This window comes from Dyadobacter sp. 32 (assembly GCF_902506755.1).
GTDB lineage: Bacteria > Bacteroidota > Bacteroidia > Cytophagales > Spirosomataceae > Dyadobacter.
In genome coordinates this window covers 4,331,828-4,351,111 of record NZ_LR735258.1, presented here as the reverse complement: position 1 = coordinate 4,351,111, position 19,284 = coordinate 4,331,828, and the positions used below count along the sequence as shown (strand labels likewise).

Annotated in this window: 20 protein-coding genes; 14 read left to right on the top strand and 6 right to left on the bottom strand. The window is 43.5% G+C overall.

Going from position 1 to position 19,284, the window contains the following annotated elements:
- Positions 1–26: 26 nt before the first annotated feature.
- Positions 27–1,739, bottom strand: coding sequence for a single-stranded-DNA-specific exonuclease RecJ (gene recJ / locus DYADSP32_RS17585; RefSeq protein WP_149241522.1), 1,713 nt, complete (start codon positions 1,737–1,739; stop codon positions 27–29).
- 112 nt (positions 1,740–1,851) lie between these two features.
- On the opposite strand from recJ, the gene ruvX reads away from it, so the two are divergent.
- From ruvX to DYADSP32_RS17570, 3 genes are read left to right on the top strand one after another with little or no spacing between them, the layout of a single operon-like run.
- Positions 1,852–2,277: a Holliday junction resolvase RuvX gene (gene ruvX / locus DYADSP32_RS17580; RefSeq protein ID WP_149241523.1), complete on the top strand. Its 426-nt coding sequence runs from the start codon at positions 1,852–1,854 to the stop codon at positions 2,275–2,277.
- 48 nt (positions 2,278–2,325) lie between these two features.
- The gene (gene def / locus DYADSP32_RS17575; protein WP_149241524.1) at positions 2,326–2,913 is read left to right on the top strand and encodes a peptide deformylase; all 588 of its coding nucleotides are present in this window, start codon (positions 2,326–2,328) and stop codon (positions 2,911–2,913) included.
- A 31-nt stretch (positions 2,914–2,944) separates the two neighbouring features.
- A complete protein-coding gene (locus tag DYADSP32_RS17570; RefSeq protein ID WP_149241525.1) occupies positions 2,945–3,739 on the top strand; it encodes an amidohydrolase in 795 nt (264 codons plus the stop codon).
- A gap of 102 nt (positions 3,740–3,841) precedes the next feature.
- Here the strand turns inward: DYADSP32_RS17570 and gatC are convergent, their stop codons facing one another.
- Positions 3,842–4,129, bottom strand: a complete 288-nt coding sequence (gene gatC / locus DYADSP32_RS17565) for an Asp-tRNA(Asn)/Glu-tRNA(Gln) amidotransferase subunit GatC (RefSeq protein ID WP_149241526.1) — start codon at positions 4,127–4,129, stop codon at positions 3,842–3,844.
- A gap of 617 nt (positions 4,130–4,746) precedes the next feature.
- Here gatC and DYADSP32_RS17560 point away from each other — a divergent pair.
- The 6 genes from DYADSP32_RS17560 to DYADSP32_RS17535 all read left to right on the top strand — a co-directional run bounded on the left by DYADSP32_RS17560 (position 4,747) and on the right by DYADSP32_RS17535 (position 10,746).
- Complete coding sequence (locus tag DYADSP32_RS17560; RefSeq protein WP_149241527.1) at positions 4,747–5,586, top strand: MotA/TolQ/ExbB proton channel family protein; 840 nt, start codon at positions 4,747–4,749, stop codon at positions 5,584–5,586.
- Between the two features lie 65 nt (positions 5,587–5,651).
- Entirely contained in the window at positions 5,652–6,266 is a 615-nt protein-coding gene (locus DYADSP32_RS17555) for an ExbD/TolR family protein (RefSeq protein WP_149241528.1), read from the top strand.
- A 36-nt stretch (positions 6,267–6,302) separates the two neighbouring features.
- Complete coding sequence (locus tag DYADSP32_RS17550; RefSeq protein WP_149241529.1) at positions 6,303–6,890, top strand: ExbD/TolR family protein; 588 nt, start codon at positions 6,303–6,305, stop codon at positions 6,888–6,890.
- Between the two features lie 26 nt (positions 6,891–6,916).
- Entirely contained in the window at positions 6,917–7,741 is an 825-nt protein-coding gene (locus tag DYADSP32_RS17545) for an energy transducer TonB (protein WP_149241530.1), read from the top strand.
- Between the two features lie 224 nt (positions 7,742–7,965).
- The gene (locus DYADSP32_RS17540) at positions 7,966–8,913 is read left to right on the top strand and encodes a substrate-binding domain-containing protein (protein WP_149241532.1); all 948 of its coding nucleotides are present in this window, start codon (positions 7,966–7,968) and stop codon (positions 8,911–8,913) included.
- A 99-nt stretch (positions 8,914–9,012) separates the two neighbouring features.
- Positions 9,013–10,746, top strand: a complete 1,734-nt coding sequence (locus DYADSP32_RS17535) for a tetratricopeptide repeat protein (RefSeq protein ID WP_414617870.1) — start codon at positions 9,013–9,015, stop codon at positions 10,744–10,746.
- 85 nt (positions 10,747–10,831) lie between these two features.
- Here the strand turns inward: DYADSP32_RS17535 and DYADSP32_RS17530 are convergent, their stop codons facing one another.
- Positions 10,832–11,029, bottom strand: a complete 198-nt coding sequence (locus tag DYADSP32_RS17530; RefSeq protein WP_149241534.1) for a hypothetical protein — start codon at positions 11,027–11,029, stop codon at positions 10,832–10,834.
- A gap of 103 nt (positions 11,030–11,132) precedes the next feature.
- Between DYADSP32_RS17530 and DYADSP32_RS17525 the strand changes: the two genes are divergently transcribed.
- Entirely contained in the window at positions 11,133–12,536 is a 1,404-nt protein-coding gene (locus DYADSP32_RS17525) for a BatD family protein (protein WP_149241535.1), read from the top strand.
- A gap of 6 nt (positions 12,537–12,542) precedes the next feature.
- Positions 12,543–13,622: a chorismate synthase gene (gene aroC / locus DYADSP32_RS17520; RefSeq protein WP_149241536.1), complete on the top strand. Its 1,080-nt coding sequence runs from the start codon at positions 12,543–12,545 to the stop codon at positions 13,620–13,622.
- Between the two features lie 3 nt (positions 13,623–13,625).
- Here the strand turns inward: aroC and DYADSP32_RS17515 are convergent, their stop codons facing one another.
- Positions 13,626–13,820 (bottom strand): hypothetical protein, encoded by a 195-nt coding sequence (locus DYADSP32_RS17515; RefSeq protein ID WP_149241537.1) that lies wholly within the window; start codon positions 13,818–13,820, stop codon positions 13,626–13,628.
- Positions 13,821–13,983: 163 nt separating this feature from the next.
- Entirely contained in the window at positions 13,984–14,772 is a 789-nt protein-coding gene (gene argB / locus DYADSP32_RS17510) for an acetylglutamate kinase (RefSeq protein ID WP_149241538.1), read from the bottom strand.
- Between the two features lie 269 nt (positions 14,773–15,041).
- Here argB and DYADSP32_RS17505 point away from each other — a divergent pair, with 269 nt between their 5' ends.
- From DYADSP32_RS17505 to DYADSP32_RS17495, 3 genes are all read left to right on the top strand, one after another.
- On the top strand, positions 15,042–17,135 hold the full coding sequence (locus tag DYADSP32_RS17505; protein ID WP_149241539.1) for a cytochrome c biogenesis protein CcdA: 2,094 nt from the start codon (positions 15,042–15,044) through the stop codon (positions 17,133–17,135).
- Between the two features lie 80 nt (positions 17,136–17,215).
- Positions 17,216–17,506 (top strand): nucleotidyltransferase domain-containing protein, encoded by a 291-nt coding sequence (locus DYADSP32_RS17500; protein WP_149241540.1) that lies wholly within the window; start codon positions 17,216–17,218, stop codon positions 17,504–17,506.
- Positions 17,493–17,840 carry a HepT-like ribonuclease domain-containing protein gene (locus DYADSP32_RS17495; protein ID WP_149241541.1) on the top strand — a complete coding sequence of 116 codons (348 nt, stop codon included), beginning with the start codon at positions 17,493–17,495 and terminating at the stop codon, positions 17,838–17,840. Before DYADSP32_RS17500 ends, DYADSP32_RS17495 begins: the two co-directional genes overlap by 14 nt.
- 94 nt (positions 17,841–17,934) lie before the next feature.
- Here DYADSP32_RS17495 and DYADSP32_RS17490 read toward each other — a convergent pair whose 3' ends face one another.
- The gene (locus tag DYADSP32_RS17490; protein WP_149244791.1) at positions 17,935–19,242 is read right to left on the bottom strand and encodes a Gfo/Idh/MocA family oxidoreductase; all 1,308 of its coding nucleotides are present in this window, start codon (positions 19,240–19,242) and stop codon (positions 17,935–17,937) included.
- Positions 19,243–19,284: the final 42 nt, after the last annotated feature.

Below are 19,284 nucleotides of genomic sequence, written 5' to 3'. Positions count from 1 at the left end.
AGTTAGTGATGTTGGGGAATCCGGTTTCATTGAAACTTCAGATCCTTCAGGAATAATTGTAACGTTTTTTTGTCACGGAAGTTATTTTCTTCCAATTGATAACAGATTGAAAATGGTCTGCCATTCACAAGGTCGGGATAGAAACCTGACATTCCAAAACCGATTGCCGTAAAGACCTGGGAGTTGTTTTGCCTGACGTCAAATTTGATATGCTTCTCTTTCATAATGACCGGATTGCCGGCAAGCTTTACCGCCCGGCTTTCGAACACGGGGGTCATGTTGCCCGGCCCGAACGGCCCCATTTGTTTTAGTATGTTATAAAACTTTGGCGTGATCTTTTCAAGTTCAAGCTCCATATCTATCTTGATGAAGGGGACCATCTGATCAGGTAAAATGCGTGCGCTCACGATTTCATTAAACCGAATTTTAAATGTTTCCAGATTTTCCAGCGGGAGAGTAAGTCCGGCCGCGAAAGTATGGCCTCCATACTGATCCAAAAGATCGGCGCATTCTTCAATGGCTTCGTACACATCAAAGCCCGGAACAGAACGGGCCGATCCGGTTGCTTTTCCGTGGGAATGGGTGAGAATAATGGTGGGGCGATGATAATGTTCAATGCACCGGCTCGCCACGATTCCAATTACGCCTTTGTGCCAGTCTTCCTTATATAGCACCGTACTTTTTGCATCCAAAAACCAGCTGTCATTTTCAATCATAGACAGTGCCTCCAGTGTGATGCTGCTGTCAAATGTTCTACGGTCTGTATTGTGTTTATTGATTTCGAGTGCAAATTCATGCGCTTCCGATTCTTCCTCCGAGAGTAATAGCTTCACAGCCTCCCGGGCATGTTTGATTCTGCCTGCCGCATTGATTCTGGGACTTAATCCAAAAACAACATTCGTAATGTCCATTGTGCCGGTTAGGCCGGCAATCTGTATCAGTGCTTTCACACCCGTTCGGGGGGCGGCATTCAGGCGTTTCAGGCCGTAATGAGCCAGAATTCGATTTTCTCCGGTGATTGGAACGATATCCGCCGCTATACTGATCACCAGCAGATCCAGATAGTCAAATAAAGGGGATGGATCCAAATGACGTGACATACACAGTGCCTGAAGAAGCTTGAAACCCACGCCACAGCCGGTGAGTTCTTTATAAGGATACAAGCAATCTGTCCGTTTGGGATCGAGTACGGCGACTGCATCCGGAAGCTCATCTCCGGGGCGGTGATGGTCGCAGATAATAAAATCAATACCACGGAGCTTTGCCTCTTTTACCTTGTCTACCGATTTAATACCACAGTCCAGGGTAACGATCAGCGTGAAGCCGTTTTGTTCTGCCCAGTCAATACTTTGCCAGGAAACTCCGTATCCTTCATTATAACGGTCAGGAATGTAATAATCGAGATTAGGGTATATCGTATTTAGAAATCCGTAGAATAACGTTACAGAGGTTGCGCCGTCCACGTCGTAATCGCCATAGACGAGGATTTTTTCACCGGAAAGCATAGCCTCATTAAGCCGACTCACGGCGATTTCCATATCTTTCATCAGATAGGGGTCGTGCAGATGGGCGAGATCGGGCCTGAAAAATGATTTGGATCCATCAAAATCCAGGATACCACGTTGAACAAGCAGGGTAGCCAGCTCAGCATTGATATTCAACGACGAAGCCAATTCGGTTGCAGTTTGTTGTTGGACCGGGGTAAGTTCAGGGTAGTGTATCCAGCGCTTTTCAATCATGACGTAAATATAATGGTAATCTACAAGGTGTGTATCAAATTCCTCCAAGTGCTGTGGAATCGGGAGAAAGCTAAATGAAAGGTCTTATCTTTGCAAAAAACCGACTAAATTAATGCCTCGTCTCCTGGCTATCGACTATGGTTCAAAACGTACCGGAATTGCGGTAACCGACCCTCTGCAGATCATTGCAACGGCGTTGGATACTGTAAGGACACATGATCTTCTGGAGTTTTTGAAAAGCTATGCTCAGAAAGAGGTGATTGAAACTTTTATAGTAGGCATGCCTCGGCGGCTCGATAACACGGAAAGTGAGAATGCAGCCCGGGTCAAGGTTTTCATCAAACAATTGCAGAAAATTTTTCCGGATGTACCCGTGCTTACACATGATGAGAGATTTACTTCTTCTATGGCGCTGCAATCAATGATCGCCGGGGGGTCAAAGAAGAGCGATAGAAGAGAAAAAGGCAATATCGATAAGATCAGTGCAACGATTATTTTACAATCCTACATGGAAAACCGTAATAACCTGCGCCTCTAGCCTGCCTGTTATACCATTTAAATGATACTACAATCCAAATAATTAAAAATGATCTATCCTATTGTTGCCTACGGTGACCCGATTCTTAGAAAATCCACTCGTTTTATAGAAAAGGAAGAAATGGATTTAAAGAAACTGACAGCCGATATGTTTGAAACCATGTACTCCGCAAATGGAGTAGGGTTGGCTGCACCCCAGATTGGCATGAATATTCGCATGTTTGTTGTGGATGGCACCCCCTTCAGTGAAAAGGATGACGAAGACGATGACGACGAGCCGGACCTTTCACTTGTAGGATTCAAGAAGGTATTTATAAATCCCGAAGTGATCGAAGAAAGTGGAGAAGAATGGGCTTTTGAGGAGGGCTGCCTGAGTATACCCGGGATTCGGGGAGATGTTTACCGTCTTGATACCGTAAAAATACGTTACCGGGATGCCGATTGGAACGAATTTGAGGAGGAATATGGTGGCATGGCAGCGAGAATTATCCAGCACGAGTACGATCATTTACTCGGTAAGCTGTTTGTTGACTATTTGCCAACGCTCAAGAAGCAGTTTATAAAAAAGAAGCTTACCGATATTTCCAAAGGTAACGTTGATGCAGACTATCGCATGCGTTTTCCAGGCCGCAGATAATCGTTGGTGTTCCTATATATACATTTGTAAAATGGTCAATACAGATTCCGGGCAGCCCTTATCCGTCACGCTGGTCCAAACAGATCTCTACTGGGAAGACAGGACTGCTAACTTGTCGGCGCTAGAGGAGAAAATAGCGGGAATGGAAACAAAAACGGATCTGATCATTCTGCCTGAAATGTTCAATTCCGGCTTTTCTATGGAGAAATCCATAGCCGAGCCAATGAATCTGACCACTACCAAATGGCTCAGGCAAATGGCGGCCATGACCAACGCCATGCTAATCGGCAGTTTCGCAGTGAGGGAAGATCATCAGCGCTATAACAGAGTGTGTTGCGTTCAGCCGGATGGAGCTCTTTTTTATTCCGATAAACGTCATCTGTTCCGGATGGGCGGGGAGCAGGAACATTACCAGCAAGGATCAAGCCGTCTCATCGTCCATTGGAAAGGATGGAAGATATGTCCCCTGATTTGTTACGACCTCCGATTTCCGGTATGGAGCAGGAATAAAGCGGATGACCCTTATGATTTGCTTATTTATGTGGCCAACTGGCCTGCACGAAGAGCGTATGCGTGGAATACCCTACTTGCCGCAAGAGCCATCGAAAACCAGGCGTACGTTGTTGGAGTAAACAGAGTGGGGAGTGATACCAATGGGCTCACCTATCAGGGGGACTCGAAGTTATTGGATTTTTTGGGCGAGCCTTTTCTTAATCTTGGGCAATCCGCATTGGTTAAAAGCACCCTCATTTACAAAAGCGAACTGGAAAATTATCGCGCCACTTTTCCGGCATATCAGGACGCCGACGGATTCGACATTCATTAGCACGGCTTCCCGGTTGCGTTGCCCATAGGTGCAATTACAAGATTGGTACATTTACCCAACGCACCTTTCACGTCTGGCTCTGCGATTAGCCATGCGGGCCTATCACTCAATCACCTTTGGTACCTTTATGTAGGTGCCATCCTGACTGGGAGCATTAGACAACGCTTCGCCTCTTGTCAGGTTGTTGGCGCTGATGTCTTCTCTCCAATTATTCACCTCATCCATCATGTGGGTTAAGGGCTCCACACCGTCCGTGTTTATCTCATTGAGTTGATCCATCCAGGTTAGTACCGTATCCATACTTTGCAAGAGTACTCCCGCCTCTTCCGGTTTTACTTCCAAACGAGCCAGGTGAGCGATCTTTTTTAAAGCGAGTTCGTCAATTTTCATATTATGAATTTGTTATTTCTTACAGGAATCCATGACTTTTATAACCGTCAAAATTACCATATTTTTATGAACTCCAGATGGTAAACTGCTTAGTTTCCGTTTAAGTCACAGCCCGGATAGGCAAGTAGTAAAATGCAAACCGTGTGTTTTCCTATATCAAAGGCCTTAATTAGGCAGGTTTGTAACCAAAATGTCGCAATCGGCTTATTTCCTGGACAAGAATAATATTTGCTTTTTGAGGGCAAACAGGAAATAATTTAGCAGAGTAGTGGGCAGATGTAAAAACAAGTTGATACTATTCTTAGTTTATAGTGCAATTTAATATAAGTTACAATTTGTCTATATATCGCTGTTTATCAGCGAAAGAAGGGGTGAAATCGGCCCTATTTTAAATGAAGTTAATCTTTAAAAGGTGCAATTATGAAAAGAAACCGTAAAAATCCTGGCAAAAAAACTGACAAAACGCTTGCTTTTTTTTAAAAGGAAAACTCATACTTTTGTAAGCGTTGATACCATGAAACCACAACCAAAATTTTATTTTACAAATCTCTAGTTTAACCAAAAGTTTTATTTAATTCACAACCAAAATCTCAATTTAACCTTTAAAAGTAAGTCTGATGGAAAAGAAAGCTACAAGTCCGGCACCAGCACCTAAGCCTGCGGCAGCAGCAACAAAAGGCAAAGGCGGTTTGAACCCGGCATTAGTAATCCCTGTTTTATTCGTGATTGCCCTTGCTATTTATTTATTCGTACTGGGAGATGCCTCCCACTTTAAAGATGGCGATCATGCCAAAGGCCCAATCGATGGTGATTACTACGGAATTGTTTACAAAGGAGGCCCCATCGTACCTATTTTGATGACTTGTTTTCTGATTGTATTGGTATTTACAATCGAAAGACTAATTACCCTGGGCAAAGCAAGCGGTACTGGTAGCATTGACTCATTTGTTCGCAAAATCAGAAGCCTTCTGGATAAGAATCAAATCGACGAAGCAATCAAAGAATGCGACAAACAAAAAGGTTCTGTTGGAAATGTAATCAAAGCAGGTCTTGTTAAATACAGACAGTTGACAACAGAAACAGGTCTTGACAAAGAGCAAAAGCTTGCTGCATTGCAGAAAGAAGTGGAAGAAGCTACCACACTGGAATTGCCAATGCTACAAAAAAACCTTACAATCATTGCAACATTGGCTGGAGCATCCACGCTTTTGGCACTTCTTGGAACGGTAATCGGTATGATCAAGGCGTTTGCAGCTTTGGGTACTTCCGGGTCTCCTGACTCTGCAGCACTTGCAACGGGTATTTCTGAGGCCCTTATCAACACGGCTCTTGGAATTGGTACGTCTGCAATCGCTACGATTTCTTACGCTTACCTCAATAGCCGCGTAGATGATCTTACCTACAGTATTGACGAAATTGGAATGAGCATCCAGCAGAATTTTGCTGCTCACCATTGATGCTCTGAAACTTTTTATATGAAAGTTTCGTTAATATTAAAAAAACTTATATATTTGTAAATGTTATGGCAGTAGTAAAGCCTAAGAAACACCCGCCGCATACAGATATGACGGCGATGACGGATGTGGCCTTCTTACTTCTGACGTTCTTTATCATGACGGCAACGTTTAAGTCGAATGATGCGGAGATCCAAACTCCTACATCCATTTCGCAGACAAAGGTGCCGGATGATGAAATTATGGTCATAAGTATTGACAAGGACGGAAAAGTGTTCTTTGGGATTGATGCCAAGCCAACTCGTGTTGAGATGCTTGACAACCTGGCCCAAAGCAAGGGTATTTCGTTTACTGATTCGGAAAAAGCAAAATTTGCACTGCAGTCGAGTTTTGGTTTCCCGATCAACCAATTGAAACCCTGGTTAAGTTTACCTAAGGAGCAGCTGGCTTCAGTAAAGCAACCAGGTATCAAAGTGGACTCCACAGGTACCAGTGAGCTTGCCGACTGGGTATATGCAGCTCGTAAAGCAAATCCGCAATTGCGGATTGCGCTAAAGGGAGACAACCTTGCGAAGTTTCCGGTGTTTAAAGATGTACTTGCCAACCTGCAATCGCAGAATATCAACAAGTTCTCCTTAATCACAGGTAAAGAACAGGCTCCTGCGGGTTACAAAGTAGATTGATAGAAAGACGTAATTTCACTTTAATAAAAAGTTAAAATGGCAGCAATAGAAGAATCCGGCGGTGGCGGGCATGGCAAAGGCGACGGCAAAGTTCGTGGCAAGAAGCTGTCGACCCGCGTGGATATGACCCCAATGGTGGATCTGGGATTCTTGCTTATTACCTTTTTCATGCTTGCAACCACAATGACCAAGCCAACGGCGATGTCGGTTTTCTTTCCTGATAAGCAGGAGAAGGATAAACCGGAAGAGACAGAGCCGCTGAAAGCCTCCAAAGTTCTCACCTTGTTTTTAGGAGCGAACGATGATGTCTACTACTTGGATGGTATAGCAGCTGATGATGAGAAGGCAAAAGAATCCTTAAAAACAACCCGGTATGGTTATGATCTGAGAACTGTTATTTTCAATTCGCAGAGAAGGATCAACGCGGCAAATCCGAAAGACGAAAAGGGCAACGACGCTTTTGTCGTGGTTTTGAAGCCGACAGCAGTATCCTCATTTAAAAATATGGTGGATGCACTGGACGAGATGGCGATCACCAAAACCAAAAGATACGCGCTCGTTGACAACCTTACCGACTCGGAAAAAGAAGTACTGGGGGATAAGGTTATTCCAAAGGATAAATAATTATTTAACAATTTAAAAAAACCGCCATGGCAGAAATAGGCCCGAATGCGACACTGGATGATATAGTGTTTGCAAATCGTAATAAGGCGTATGGGGCATTTTCGCTTCGCAAAGGCTATCGCGCCGATGTAACGAAAGCAACGGTAATCGGAGCGCTCCTGTTTATTTTGGCAATGCTTGGCCCTTCAATCCTTAATAAATTGAATTTGGGTAAAGAGGAAGAGCTGATTGAGACAGAAGTGGATTTGATGAAAATGCCACCACCGCCGATTGACCCAGCAGAACCACCACCGCCACCACCGCCGCCAATCGAGCAGCCTAAGGTGAATACCGTGAAGTTCTTGCCTCCCGAGGTTAAAAAGGATGAAGAAGTACCTGAGGAAACGCCACCACCAACTGTGGAAGAAATTAAAGAAGCAGTTGTTGCAAACAAGACTGTAGAAGGTGATCCAAATGCCAATGAGATTATTGTAGCACCGGAGGCCATTGCGGCACCAAGTAAAGGTACAGTAGTAGAAGCAGCGCCGGAGCCTGAGAAAGTTTTTACTGTGGTTGAACAACAACCGGAGTTCCCGGGTGGTACTTCCGAGATGTATAAGTATCTTGGTAAGAACATCAAATACCCAAGTGCAGCGTCAAGGGCAAACGTTTCCGGAAAAGTTTTCATGTCATTCGTTGTAAACGTGGATGGAAGTATTCAGGATGTAACTGTTCTTAAAGGACTTGGATTTGGCTGTGATGAGGAAGCAATGCGCGTTGTGAAAGCAATGCCTAAGTGGAAACCTGGTAAACAATCTGGTCGGGCAGTTCGTGTGAAATACAACCTGCCAATTAACTTTCAGTTGGAGTAACTCATGAGGGATAGACCATTGCATGAGCAGGTTATTGATCTTGCCTCTCTTATAATGGCTCTTGTATACGTAGGAGGAGGGGTCTACTTGATCTCCTCCTCCTCGTCTTTTAATTTCTTACCAATCAACAATATTCAAAAATACGCCTTGGCTGGTATACTTATTTTGTACGGTAGTTTCCGGGCGTATCGAGTGTGGAAAAGGAGAAATAATCAGGGAGAGTCATGAGGTATTTTCAGTATTGTTGTTTTTTGTCGTTCGTATTATTTCTGAAAGGATGTACTTCCGATTCGAAAAGACTGGATAATCCCAGGAGTGGCTCCATTGTCATCGCTGCAGACGAATCGCTTAGGCCGTTGGTGCATGCTTTAACAAATGCTTACGAAGGAATATATCCCGATGCGCACTTTAAAATTGATTACAAACCCGAGCAGCTTGCCGTATTGCAATTGCTTCAGGACAGTGCCAGGATTGCTTTTACAACGAGAAAGCTTACTGAGAAGGAAGAGGCTATGGTACTGAATCAAAAGGGGTATCAAAAAGCGCAGCATATTGCTACGGATGGCCTGGCCGTAATCGTTGGGAAGCAGAATACGGACAGTCTCATGACCATGCCAGAATTGAAAAGCATATTTGAGGGAACCATTACCAATTGGAGTCAGCTTAAGGGTGGTAATCAAACCGGGCTCATTACACTGGTTTTTGACAATATTAATACCAGTAACCTCAATTTTATTCTGGAAAAATTTCAGGTCAGAGATTTGAAAAATCTTAGAATTGTCGCTGCCGGATCCAATGAGAAAGTGATTAGCCTGGTGAAGACAAATCCAATGTTCATGGGCTTTATAGGTGTAAGTTGGATAAGCGATGGGCATTCATTGAGCAGTGAGGGGCTTTCGCAGGACCTGACGGTTTTTGGAATCGCTAAAACCGCCTCTCCGGCATCAATAAAGGAGTACTACCAACCCTTTCAAAGTGGATTGGAATTTAAGAATTACCCGCTGAGCAGGGAAATTTACATTATCAGCCGTGAAGGGTATTCGGGATTGGGAGGAGGCTTAATGACTTACATCGCACGGGATGTGGGTGGATTGATTATTGAAAAGATGGGTTTATTGCCAAAAATTCCGTATCCAAGAGAACTGGAAGTGAAGACTGGGCAAAATTTTTAAAGCTAGCTGTACAATTTAATACATTTGGAACTTGTTTATTGAAAGACCAAATTTTTTATCGTAATATTAACCGGGTAAAAAATGAACACAATGATGAAAATGAAATTTAAAGCACTGTTATTTGGCCTATTAGCCTTCGTAAGCGTACAAGCTCAGACCGCTCAGGATGGTGTGGCATTACTTAACGCTGAAAAATATACGGAGGCAGAGGCTCTGTTTAAAAAGCTTGCAGAAACTCCATCTGCCGACAATCAATACTATTTAGGGTATTATTTAGTCAAAATGAATAGACTTGATGAGGCGCAGAAGGCGTTTGAGAAGGGATTGGAAATTGACGATAAATCAGTGATAAATCAGGTGGGATTGGGTACAGTTGCCTTGGGTAAAGGAGATAAAGCCAAGGCAAAAGAGTACTTCGATGCAGCTGAAAAGAAGAAAAAGAAAGATGCCGATATTTTGTACAGGATTGGAGAGGCATATACACTTTTTGAAAAAAACAATGATCCTGCCGAGGCTATCCGTTTATTGGATGAAGCCATTAAGCGTAATAAAGATCTTGCCGATGCATACATTGCAAAAGGTGACGCTTTAATGATTCGTAATGAGGGTGGGCCTGCTGCAACGGCTTATGAGTATGCGCTCACAGCAAAGCCGAATTACGCATTGGCACATCAAAAAATGGGTCAGATTTATTTACGTAGTAAGAATTATCAGCTTGCGGGTGATTATTATAAGAAGGCTATCGAAGCAGATCCTAATTTCTCCCCAGCATATAAGGATTTGGCGGAGCTTTACTTTTTAGCCAGGCAGTACAAAAAAGCTGCTGAAAACTATGACCTTTATATCCAGAAGAGCGGTAATACTGATCCACTGGTGAGATTGCGCGGTACCAAATTTGCTTTTACAGCTGACGACTATCCTAAGGTGTTGAGCATGCTGGACGAAATCAAGGGTAAAATAAATGATCCGATGATGAAGCGTATGTATGGCTGGTCTTACGCTAAAACGAACGAACCGGATAAGGCTATTCAGAACCTGACAGAGCTGATTTCTGAACTTGAGAAAACGCCGGAAAGGTTGAATCCTGATGACTTCAAGTATTTGGGACGTGCCTACAACGCAAAGGCTGCGGCTGGAGGTTTGCCTTATGATTCCTTGGGACTTGTTTACATGTTGAAAGGGGCGGATATTGATACAAGCGCTTCGGAACGTGCAGCAACCTACAAGGAAGTGGCGACTTTGTACTATGGAGCAAAGGATTATGCCAAGGCAGCCAGTACTTTCAAAACGGGTATAGCGGCAGATACTGCGAAAGCTTCGCCCAATGATTATTACTATTACGGTTTGTCTAATTTTCAGCAAGGTGGTGCAATAATTCCTTCAGGTGCTGATAGTATTGCTATTTTGCAAAAGAAACGTGGTTTCTACCTTGCTGCTGATTCCATTTTTGCCATAGTGACGGCGAAAACCCCGGATTGGCCCATTGGCTACTACTGGAGAGGAAGCTCGCTTTATAATGCGTATGACAGACAGGAAAATGTGGATAAAGGCATTTCTGCGCCATACTATTTAAAACTAACGGAACTTGCTGAAAAGGATGCAGATCCCAGCAAATATAAAGGTTTTCTGAAACTGGCATACAGATACCTGGCGTTCTATACAGAAACAACACTTAAAGACAAGGAAAAAGCAAAAGGCTATTGGGAAAAACTTCTCGCGATTGATCCGGAGGATGCTGCCGCGAAAGAAGCACTTGGACTGACACCGGCACCGGCGGAAGCGGCTGCGGCAACACCAGCTGCCAAGCCCAAAGTGGCGCCCAAAAAGAAGTAAACTATTAATTGACCACAAAAAGAAAGATCCTTCGATTATTCGAAGGATCTTTCTTTTTGTTATAAAACCAAATACTCAGAGCCATTTAGGTTGCAACAGTGAAACAGGTGTTCAGAACAGCTAAATGCTGCCCTCCATAGTTTTCATAGCACCATAATCTTAATCTTTTTACTTCCGCGGGCATCAACATTCGTATCGCTTTTCTTAATTCTTTCTCAAACAGTCTGCGGTCAAAACTAACCTTGTGCAGAATAATTTTAATGTATTCAAGCATTGAGGCCATAGTATTATGTAGTTTTGTGGTTTAGGGACATGATCAGGAACTGCATTAGCAGAAAACGCAATTTTTATTCACGTATTCCTGATAAATATAACGAATAATTTCAATGAAATTATATGTCTTATTGAATATAATTTTGTGTTTTTCTGGTGTTGTTTGTGCGCAGGAGACCACCGAGGCTTATTCGATCGAATTTGGTAATAAAAGTCTTACGTTGGGTGAGCCTCTGACCATTTCTGTAATATTGAAAGGTGTTGAAAATAGAGTCCCGGTTTTGTTTCCGGAGATTCCCGGACTGGAAAAACAGAGTAAATCGGTTACAAGTGCTATTAATACAGTAGATGGGGAGAAGGTTGTGGTTCAGACCATCAGCCAACAGTACTATGCGAAAACTGCTGGCAAATACCCAATTCAGGCGTTTGTTCTTTCAATCAATGGTATTAAGGTCCGATCGGAGGAGACCATCGTAGTCTTCGGGTTGGGGAATAACGGTGACAACGATCCTTTGGAAAACGAGGTCTCATCATTACTCCCTGATTTGGATACCGACAATAGGGATATTTTTCTATCCGTACAGTCAGATAAAAAAAGTGTTTATATCCGGGAAGGGTTTTCTGTCCGGGTATCTTTGTTTGTAGCTGAGAATGCGCCCATTGATATGGAATTCTATCAGTTCAACAACCAGCTGCAGGCAATCCTGAAAAAACTACGACCGCCCGCCTGCTGGGAAGAAAATGTAGGTCTGGAAGAAATTGTCAAGCGGGAAGTCAAAATCGGGGGCAGGCTGTATACGGAGTACAATATGTACCAGGCTCAATTATTCCCCTTAACCTTACAGGATATTGTGCTTCCTGCTGTAACTTTGGAGATGCTGGTGGTGGTAAATAAAAATACTTCTGAAATCGGGAGCCAGCATTTAAAACCATTTAATTCGAAAGCGTTAAAAATAAAAGTGAAGCCTTTACCGCAACATCCGTTAAGAGATGTGGTATCGGTAGGGCAGTATAGTTTGATTGAAAGGCTTTCAGGATCGACGATCTATGCGGGCGAGAGTATACGATATTTGTTCATTATACAGGGAAAAGGAAATATTACTGCAATAAGTGAGCCCGAAATTCTTACCAACCCGGCTTTCGATTTTTATCCGCCTGATGTTAGTCAGCTGAAAAAGGTAACGGACAGGAGTGTTTCAGGCGAAAAGGTATTTGACTATTTTGTAGTTCCACGTCAGGAAGGTAAATTTCCTTTGAGCCGTTATTGTCAGTGGATTTATTTTGATCCGGTGAAGGAGAAATATGATACGTTGAGATCGTTAAAGAGTATTCAGGTGAAAGGGGAGGATTACCGCCTGGGAAACATTTCGTTGTACAGCTCATTAAGCTTGTATGATAATCTGGAAAAACTGGATAGCACTAAGGAGACGTTTGATTATAGAAAAATATTGAAGGATATCACCAATGCGATTGTGATTTTGCTATTGATAGCGATGGTTTGGGTTTTTAGAAAATGATAGTTCATGAGTAGTACGTACGGTAAAATATTTAAGATAGCCACTTTTGGCGAGTCGCATGGAGTTGGGATTGGTGTTGTGATTGACGGATGTCCGGCAGGAGTTAATTTCGATTCGGATTTTATTCAACAAGAACTCGCCAGAAGGAAGCCCGGACAATCTAAAATTACGACACAAAGAAAGGAGGGGGATGAGTTTGAAGTGTTGTCAGGTGTTTTTGAGGGAAAGACAACAGGCACGCCCATCGCACTTATAATAAGAAACGAAGACCAGCGGAGTAAGGATTACTCACACATAGCCGCACAGTTTCGCCCATCACATGCAGATTACACTTATCAGGTCAAATATGGTGTGCGCGACTACCGCGGTGGTGGCCGAAGTTCAGCGCGTGAAACCGCTGCACGTGTCGCTGCAGGTGCAGTGGCGAAAATCCTATTGACAGAAGAAAGCGTAAAAATACAGGCCTATGTGTCTCAGGTGGGCACCATGAGCCTCGACAAATCATACAACGAGCTTGATCTTTCTTTAACAGAAACGAATGCGGTTCGTTGCCCGGACATGGAGATGGCCGAAAAAATGTTCAGTTACATTGATGCGGTACGGAAAAACGGTGACTCCATCGGAGGTGTAGTCACTTGTGTGATTAAAGGAGTTCCGGCAGGCTGGGGAGAACCTGTGTTTGATAAACTACATGCTGAACTTGGCAAAGCCATGCTGAGCATCAATGCGGTGAAGGGTTTTGAATATGGGAGTGGTTTCGAAGGGGTTAAAATGCTGGGTTCTGTTCATAACGACGCTTTCTACATTGATGAAACGGAGTCGGTACACACGCGCACGAACCATTCAGGAGGGATCCAAGGCGGAATTTCGAATGGCGAAGATATTTATTTCCGGGTTGCATTTAAGCCAGTTGCCACCATCATGCAAGATCAGGAAAGCATTGATGCGTATGGTGACGCGGCTATTGTTCAAGGGAAGGGACGCCATGATCCATGCGTAGTTCCGAGGGCAGTGCCGATCGTGGAGGCTATGGCAGCCCTGGTGCTGGCTGATTTCTGTTTGCGTAATAAGTCTAGTAAAATCTGAGGATTATTTTTCCTCTTTTTTTCTTCTTTGGTTGAGGCTCAGTACCAGCCAGATGGTGCCGATAAATTCCACCGCTAGACCCGACAGCACAACTGGATTGGAAAACGGGGGCATTTCAGTTTTTAATACCACCCCGGCTAACACAAGGAGCATTCCGGCGATTAGAATAATGACCGCATTTTGAAGGTTAAGTTTCACTCGATTGTATTGTTGGTTCAACTTTATTGCACGGAACATTCTTAAAATTCATCTTTCGAATATAGGTATTCCGTTTATAGATTGCTATTTACCAGCATTTTATTGACTCAATCAAGTGTTAAACAAAACCGCATCCGAAAAAGCACCAAGTGCTTTGGTCCGTTCATTCTTTCGTAAGGGTGGTGCCGGTGCTGCCGGACAACGCCCTGTTGAGGTCGTCCGCCTGACAAATGGTTACGGCTGAAACACCTTTGTTGATTGCTTCAAAAGCATTATCTAATTTTGGGATCATTCCTTTTGTAATCACTCCTGACGATTTAAAAGAATCATACAAAGCGGGGGTCATGGTCTTGATTACCGCGTCATCGTCTTCAGGATCAGAGAGAACTCCTTTTTTCTCAAAGCAATAGATGAGATTTGTATCGAACAGGCCTGCCATGGACACCGCCACTGCCGATGCCATGGTATCAGCATTGGTATTGAGGAGCAATCCCTCAGAGCTATACGTGAGCGGAGCTATCACAGGTACAAGGCTGCCTTTAAGAAGCGTAGCGATTTGTTGGGTGTTTACAGCCTCAATATCACCAACAAAACCATAGTCTATTGTTTTGACAGGGCGTTTTACTGAGCGGATAATACCTCCGTCGGCACCCGTAAGTCCAATTGCATTGCAATCAGAGGCTTGAAGCTGGGCCACCAGATTCTTATTTACTAATCCGCCGTAAACCATAGTCACAACGTCCAGCATGGGTTTGTCTGTGATCCTTCGCCCCTCTACCATTTGCGTTTCGATCTGAAGTTTCGCGGCGATCTGTGTGGCAATCTTGCCACCGCCATGAATAAGGATTTTTGGTGCCGATAATTTGACAAACTCGGTCAAGAAACGTTTACAAGCTTCCGGATCGTCAATTACATTTCCACCGATTTTGACAACATATAGTATCTGTGACATGAAGAATCTTTTTTGTTTTTTTTCAAAGTTAAGGGATTGACGGTCTTTCAAGAGTTTATGCGTTTAAAGTTTATGCGGTTATTGGCCATAGGCTCCTTCTTTCGCTAAAAATTACATTGCTGCCAGTTTCCGATTTCTATGGCGGCTCCCGATGGATGAATTTTTTTAAGAAAATTTCGTTGCATTAATAAGTTATTGCACAATGCCATAAGTTTGTAACAATATAGTGCTGAATTCTACTGTTCAGCTTTTACCATCGATTTTTCAAAATGAAGCATTCACCTTTTCTCTTTCTCGTTCTTTGCTTATTTCTGGCAGTTTCAAGTGCATTTTCACAGATACAAAAGCCTGCTACATGGACTTACACCTTTTCAAAAAAGGAAGTCAAAAAAGGAGAGACTGTTGATTTGATTTACACGGTTGCCCTTCAGAATGATTGGTATATCTATTCCCCCGACCTGGACCCGGATATCGGGCCCATCCCAACTACTTTCGAAATGAAACCGGACAAGTCCTACGAACTTGTCGGCAAGGTAAAGTTTGGAAAGCCTAAGCAAAAATACGAGGAGGTATGGAAGGGAACCGTCCGCTACTTTGAGAACAAAGTAGTTTTTACACAAACCATAAAAATACTTGCTGACAATCCTGTAATCACGGGAAGTTCAAATTACCTCACCTGCCGACATACAAACGGGGTCTGTGTACCGGGTAATGAAGATTTTGAATTTACAGGTATGAAAGTTGTGGCCTCTCTTCCTGATAGTGAAGCGGGTCAGAAACTCGCTGTGGCGAGCCATCCTCCGGTGGCTGAAGAAAATCCTGAAAAGGTTGCAGCGATTGATTCTTCGGAAACGGTAACGGCACCGGCAAGTACAGATTCAGAAGATCCAACCAAGACTGCATCAACAGTCGCCATGGCTACTCCAGAAGATCCAGCAGCCGGTAACTCGCTTTTGGGTTTTGCCATCGCAGCTTTCCTGTCCGGATTATTGGCTTTGCTTACTCCCTGTGTATTTCCGATCATTCCCATGACGGTTAGCTATTTTACCAACCAGGAAAATGGGAGAGTAAAGGCATTTATCTACGGTATCTCTATCGTTTTGATCTATACATTGATCGGTACTGTTGTTTCGAGAATTAACGGACCGGCATTTGCCAATTTTTTGAGTACCCACTGGTTCCCGAACCTTTTGTTCTTTTCTATTTTCCTGGTTTTTGGGTTGTCTTTCCTTGGTCTTTTTGAGATCGTTCTGCCTAGCGGGTTCGTCAATCAGATGGATGCAAGAGCCGATAAGGGAGGTTATATAGGCATATTTTTTATGGCATTTACGTTGGTTCTGGTGTCGTTTTCATGTACCGGGCCTATCGTAGGGAGCCTGCTCATTGCGTCGGCGGGAGGCGAAGTGATTAAACCCATCGTTGGCATGGCGGCATTTTCACTGGCGTTCGCCATTCCATTCACGCTTTTTGCATTGTTCCCCCAATGGCTGAAATCACTTCCCAAATCGGGTGGCTGGTTAAATACAGTGAAAGTTGTTTTTGGTTTTCTGGAACTAGCCCTTGCACTTAAGTTTTTCAGTATAGCGGATCAGGTGTACCACTGGCGGCTACTGGATCGTGAGATCTACCTCGCCTTCTGGATCGTTATTTTTGGGATGCTTGGATTTTATTTACTTGGTAAGATACGTACGCCTCACGATTCCGTTGTGGAAAAGGTCAGTGTACCACGCATTATACTGTCTATCATCACATTGACCTTTGTGGTATACATGTTGCCTGGCATGTGGGGCGCTCCTTTAAAAGCACTGGCCGGATATCTGCCGCCGCAATCAACGCTTGATTTCGATTTGAATAAAAGAGCAATATCGGGTTCTCTGTCGCCGAAAATGGGTCCAACCAGGAAACATGCGGACCTGTTTCATTTACCCCATGAACTGGACGGCTTTTTTGATTTTAAGGAGGCGCTGGCCTATGCGAAAAAAGTAAACAAACCGGTTTTTATAGATTTTACAGGTCACGGATGCGTCAATTGCCGTGAAATGGAAGCGCGCGTCTGGCCCGACCCGGCTGTTCTCCAAAGGTTGCAGAATGATTTCGTTATTGTAGCCTTGTATGTAGACGATAAAACAGAATTACCGGAGTCGGATTGGTACACATCCAAATACGACAACAAAGTGAAGAAAACGATCGGTGCTCAAAATGGTGATTTGCAAATTGTGAATTATAATAACAATGCACAGCCGCACTATTGTATTGTGGATCATGATGGTAAGTTGCTGATTCCACCGAAAAATTATGATCTGAATCCGGCCAATTTTGCGGCTTATTTAGAGAGTGGGAAAGCTGCGTTTAAGGAAAAGTAGGCGGTGACTTCTCCTGCTAACCAAAATTTACTAGCATACACCAGGATTATGTATCTTTCGACATAAATGTTTAAGAATCAATGGAAGAGATCGTTAAAAAACTCGCATCGTATTTTTTAACCCGGCCAATAAAAAAGGCTTTTATTTTTGGATCCATTGCCAGAAATGAGAGTCACGCCAAAAGTGATGTGGATATTCTGGTTGATCTTGACTATGAAGGGGGAGCCGATTTTTTCATATTTATGGAAATGCAGGAAGAGCTTTCAGAACTTCTTGGTACAAAAGTAGATCTTGTGAGCTCTAATGGACTGTCTTCTTTCTTGAAACCTTTCATTGACCAGGATAAAAAACTGATCTATGAAAAAGTTTAATCCCGACAAGATCAGGCTTTTACACATACAGGAAGTAATCGTTTATGTTCAGCGCTTCCTGAAAAATAAAACTAAACAAGACCTTTACGACGAACCCCTAATTAGGTTTGCTGTTGAGCGACAACTTGAAATTATAGGAGAAGCTGCAAATTTCTTGTCAAGTGAATTCAAAGAAAATTATAGTGAAATTGAGTGGAAGCGGATTGTCGGTTTTAGGAATTTTCTGATCCACGAGTATTTCGGTGTTGACTTGGAACTTGTCTGGGATATTGTTGACACCAAATTGCCATTCCTGAAAAACACAATTGATTTGGCACTATCTGGTATTGAATAAAAAAATAGCCCGGATAAAAGAATCCAGGCTAAGAAGTTCTGAAAGGCCATTTCTTTTAAAAATTTCCTTTTGGAAATCCAATATTACTTGTCACCTACACCCTTTCCGGTAATGAATACGGACCGCGATATTTCCTGCTGAGATATTTGTTTGCATCCTCGTCACCTACAAATCTTTCAGTTTTCGGATCAAACGTGAGGGCTCGTCCGGTACGGTAGGCAATATTGCCCAAATGAGCCAATCCGGATGATAAGTGAGCCGTTTCGACCGGGCCATTTACCATTTTGGGATCTTTTGCAACTACGGCGTCTATAAAGTTCTTGTAGTGATCTCCACCTGCTTTACGGGTAGGTCCTGGCTTTTTTTCTTTTCCGAGGAAGGTTTCGTAAAAATCATATCCTTTTACGACCATATAACCTTCACTTCCGTAAAATATATTGCCAATTCCCACGCCACCTTCGTCGTTGGTCATCCAGGGACGCACTTCAAATTCAATGATCTTTTTCTCTTTCGGGTAGATGAAGGAGGAGCTCAAAACTTCGGGCGTTTCCTTGGCATCATTCCAAAGAAACTTACCACCTGAAGACGTTATTTTTTCAGGAAATGTATCTACTCCCAGGCCCCACATACACATATCGGTTTCGTGAATGCCCTGGTTTCCTATGTCGCCGTTTCCGTAGTTCCAATGCCAGTGCCAGTCGTAATGCACATAATTTTTTGAAAATGGCTTCATTTCTGCCGGGCCTGTCCAGAGGTCGTAGTTTAACCCCTCGGGTATTGCCGAGGTGCCTTTATCGCCAATATCTGGTCTCCATTTGTAAACCAGCCCACGAGCCATGTATACGTTTCCGATCAGCCCGTCACGCAAATGTTTTACGGCTTCCTGTAATGCCACCGAACTCCGCAGCTGTACACCGTGCTGCACCACACGTTTGTATTTATGAGCGGCTTCCACCATTTTACGGCCTTCGTGGATATTGTGAGAGCCGGGTTTTTCCACATACACATCCTTTCCAGCCTGCATGGCCCAAATGGCGGACAGCGCATGCCAGTGGTTGGGCGTAGCGATACTTACGGCGTCAATTGTTTTATCTTCATACACCTTACGAAGATCATTTTCTGTCTTGACAGTCTTACCTGTTTTTTCTTTAAACTCCTTTGCTCGCGTTTGCAAAATGTTGTTATCCGGATCGCAAAGGGTTGCTACTTCGGCATTCGCCAGACTGTTAAATCCGCTGATATGGTTCTGCCCACGTCCATTGACTCCAAGCACTGCTACACGTACGCGATCATTTGCGCCAAAAGCACTTGATGGAATAATGGAGGGTATAGCCATGACAGTAGCCGCTACTGCCGAATTTTTAATAAAGTCTCTCCTCGAAACCTGGTTTTCTTCGCTCATAATATAGAATTTAGGAATGGTCAGGGAAATGATCTGTGCTAT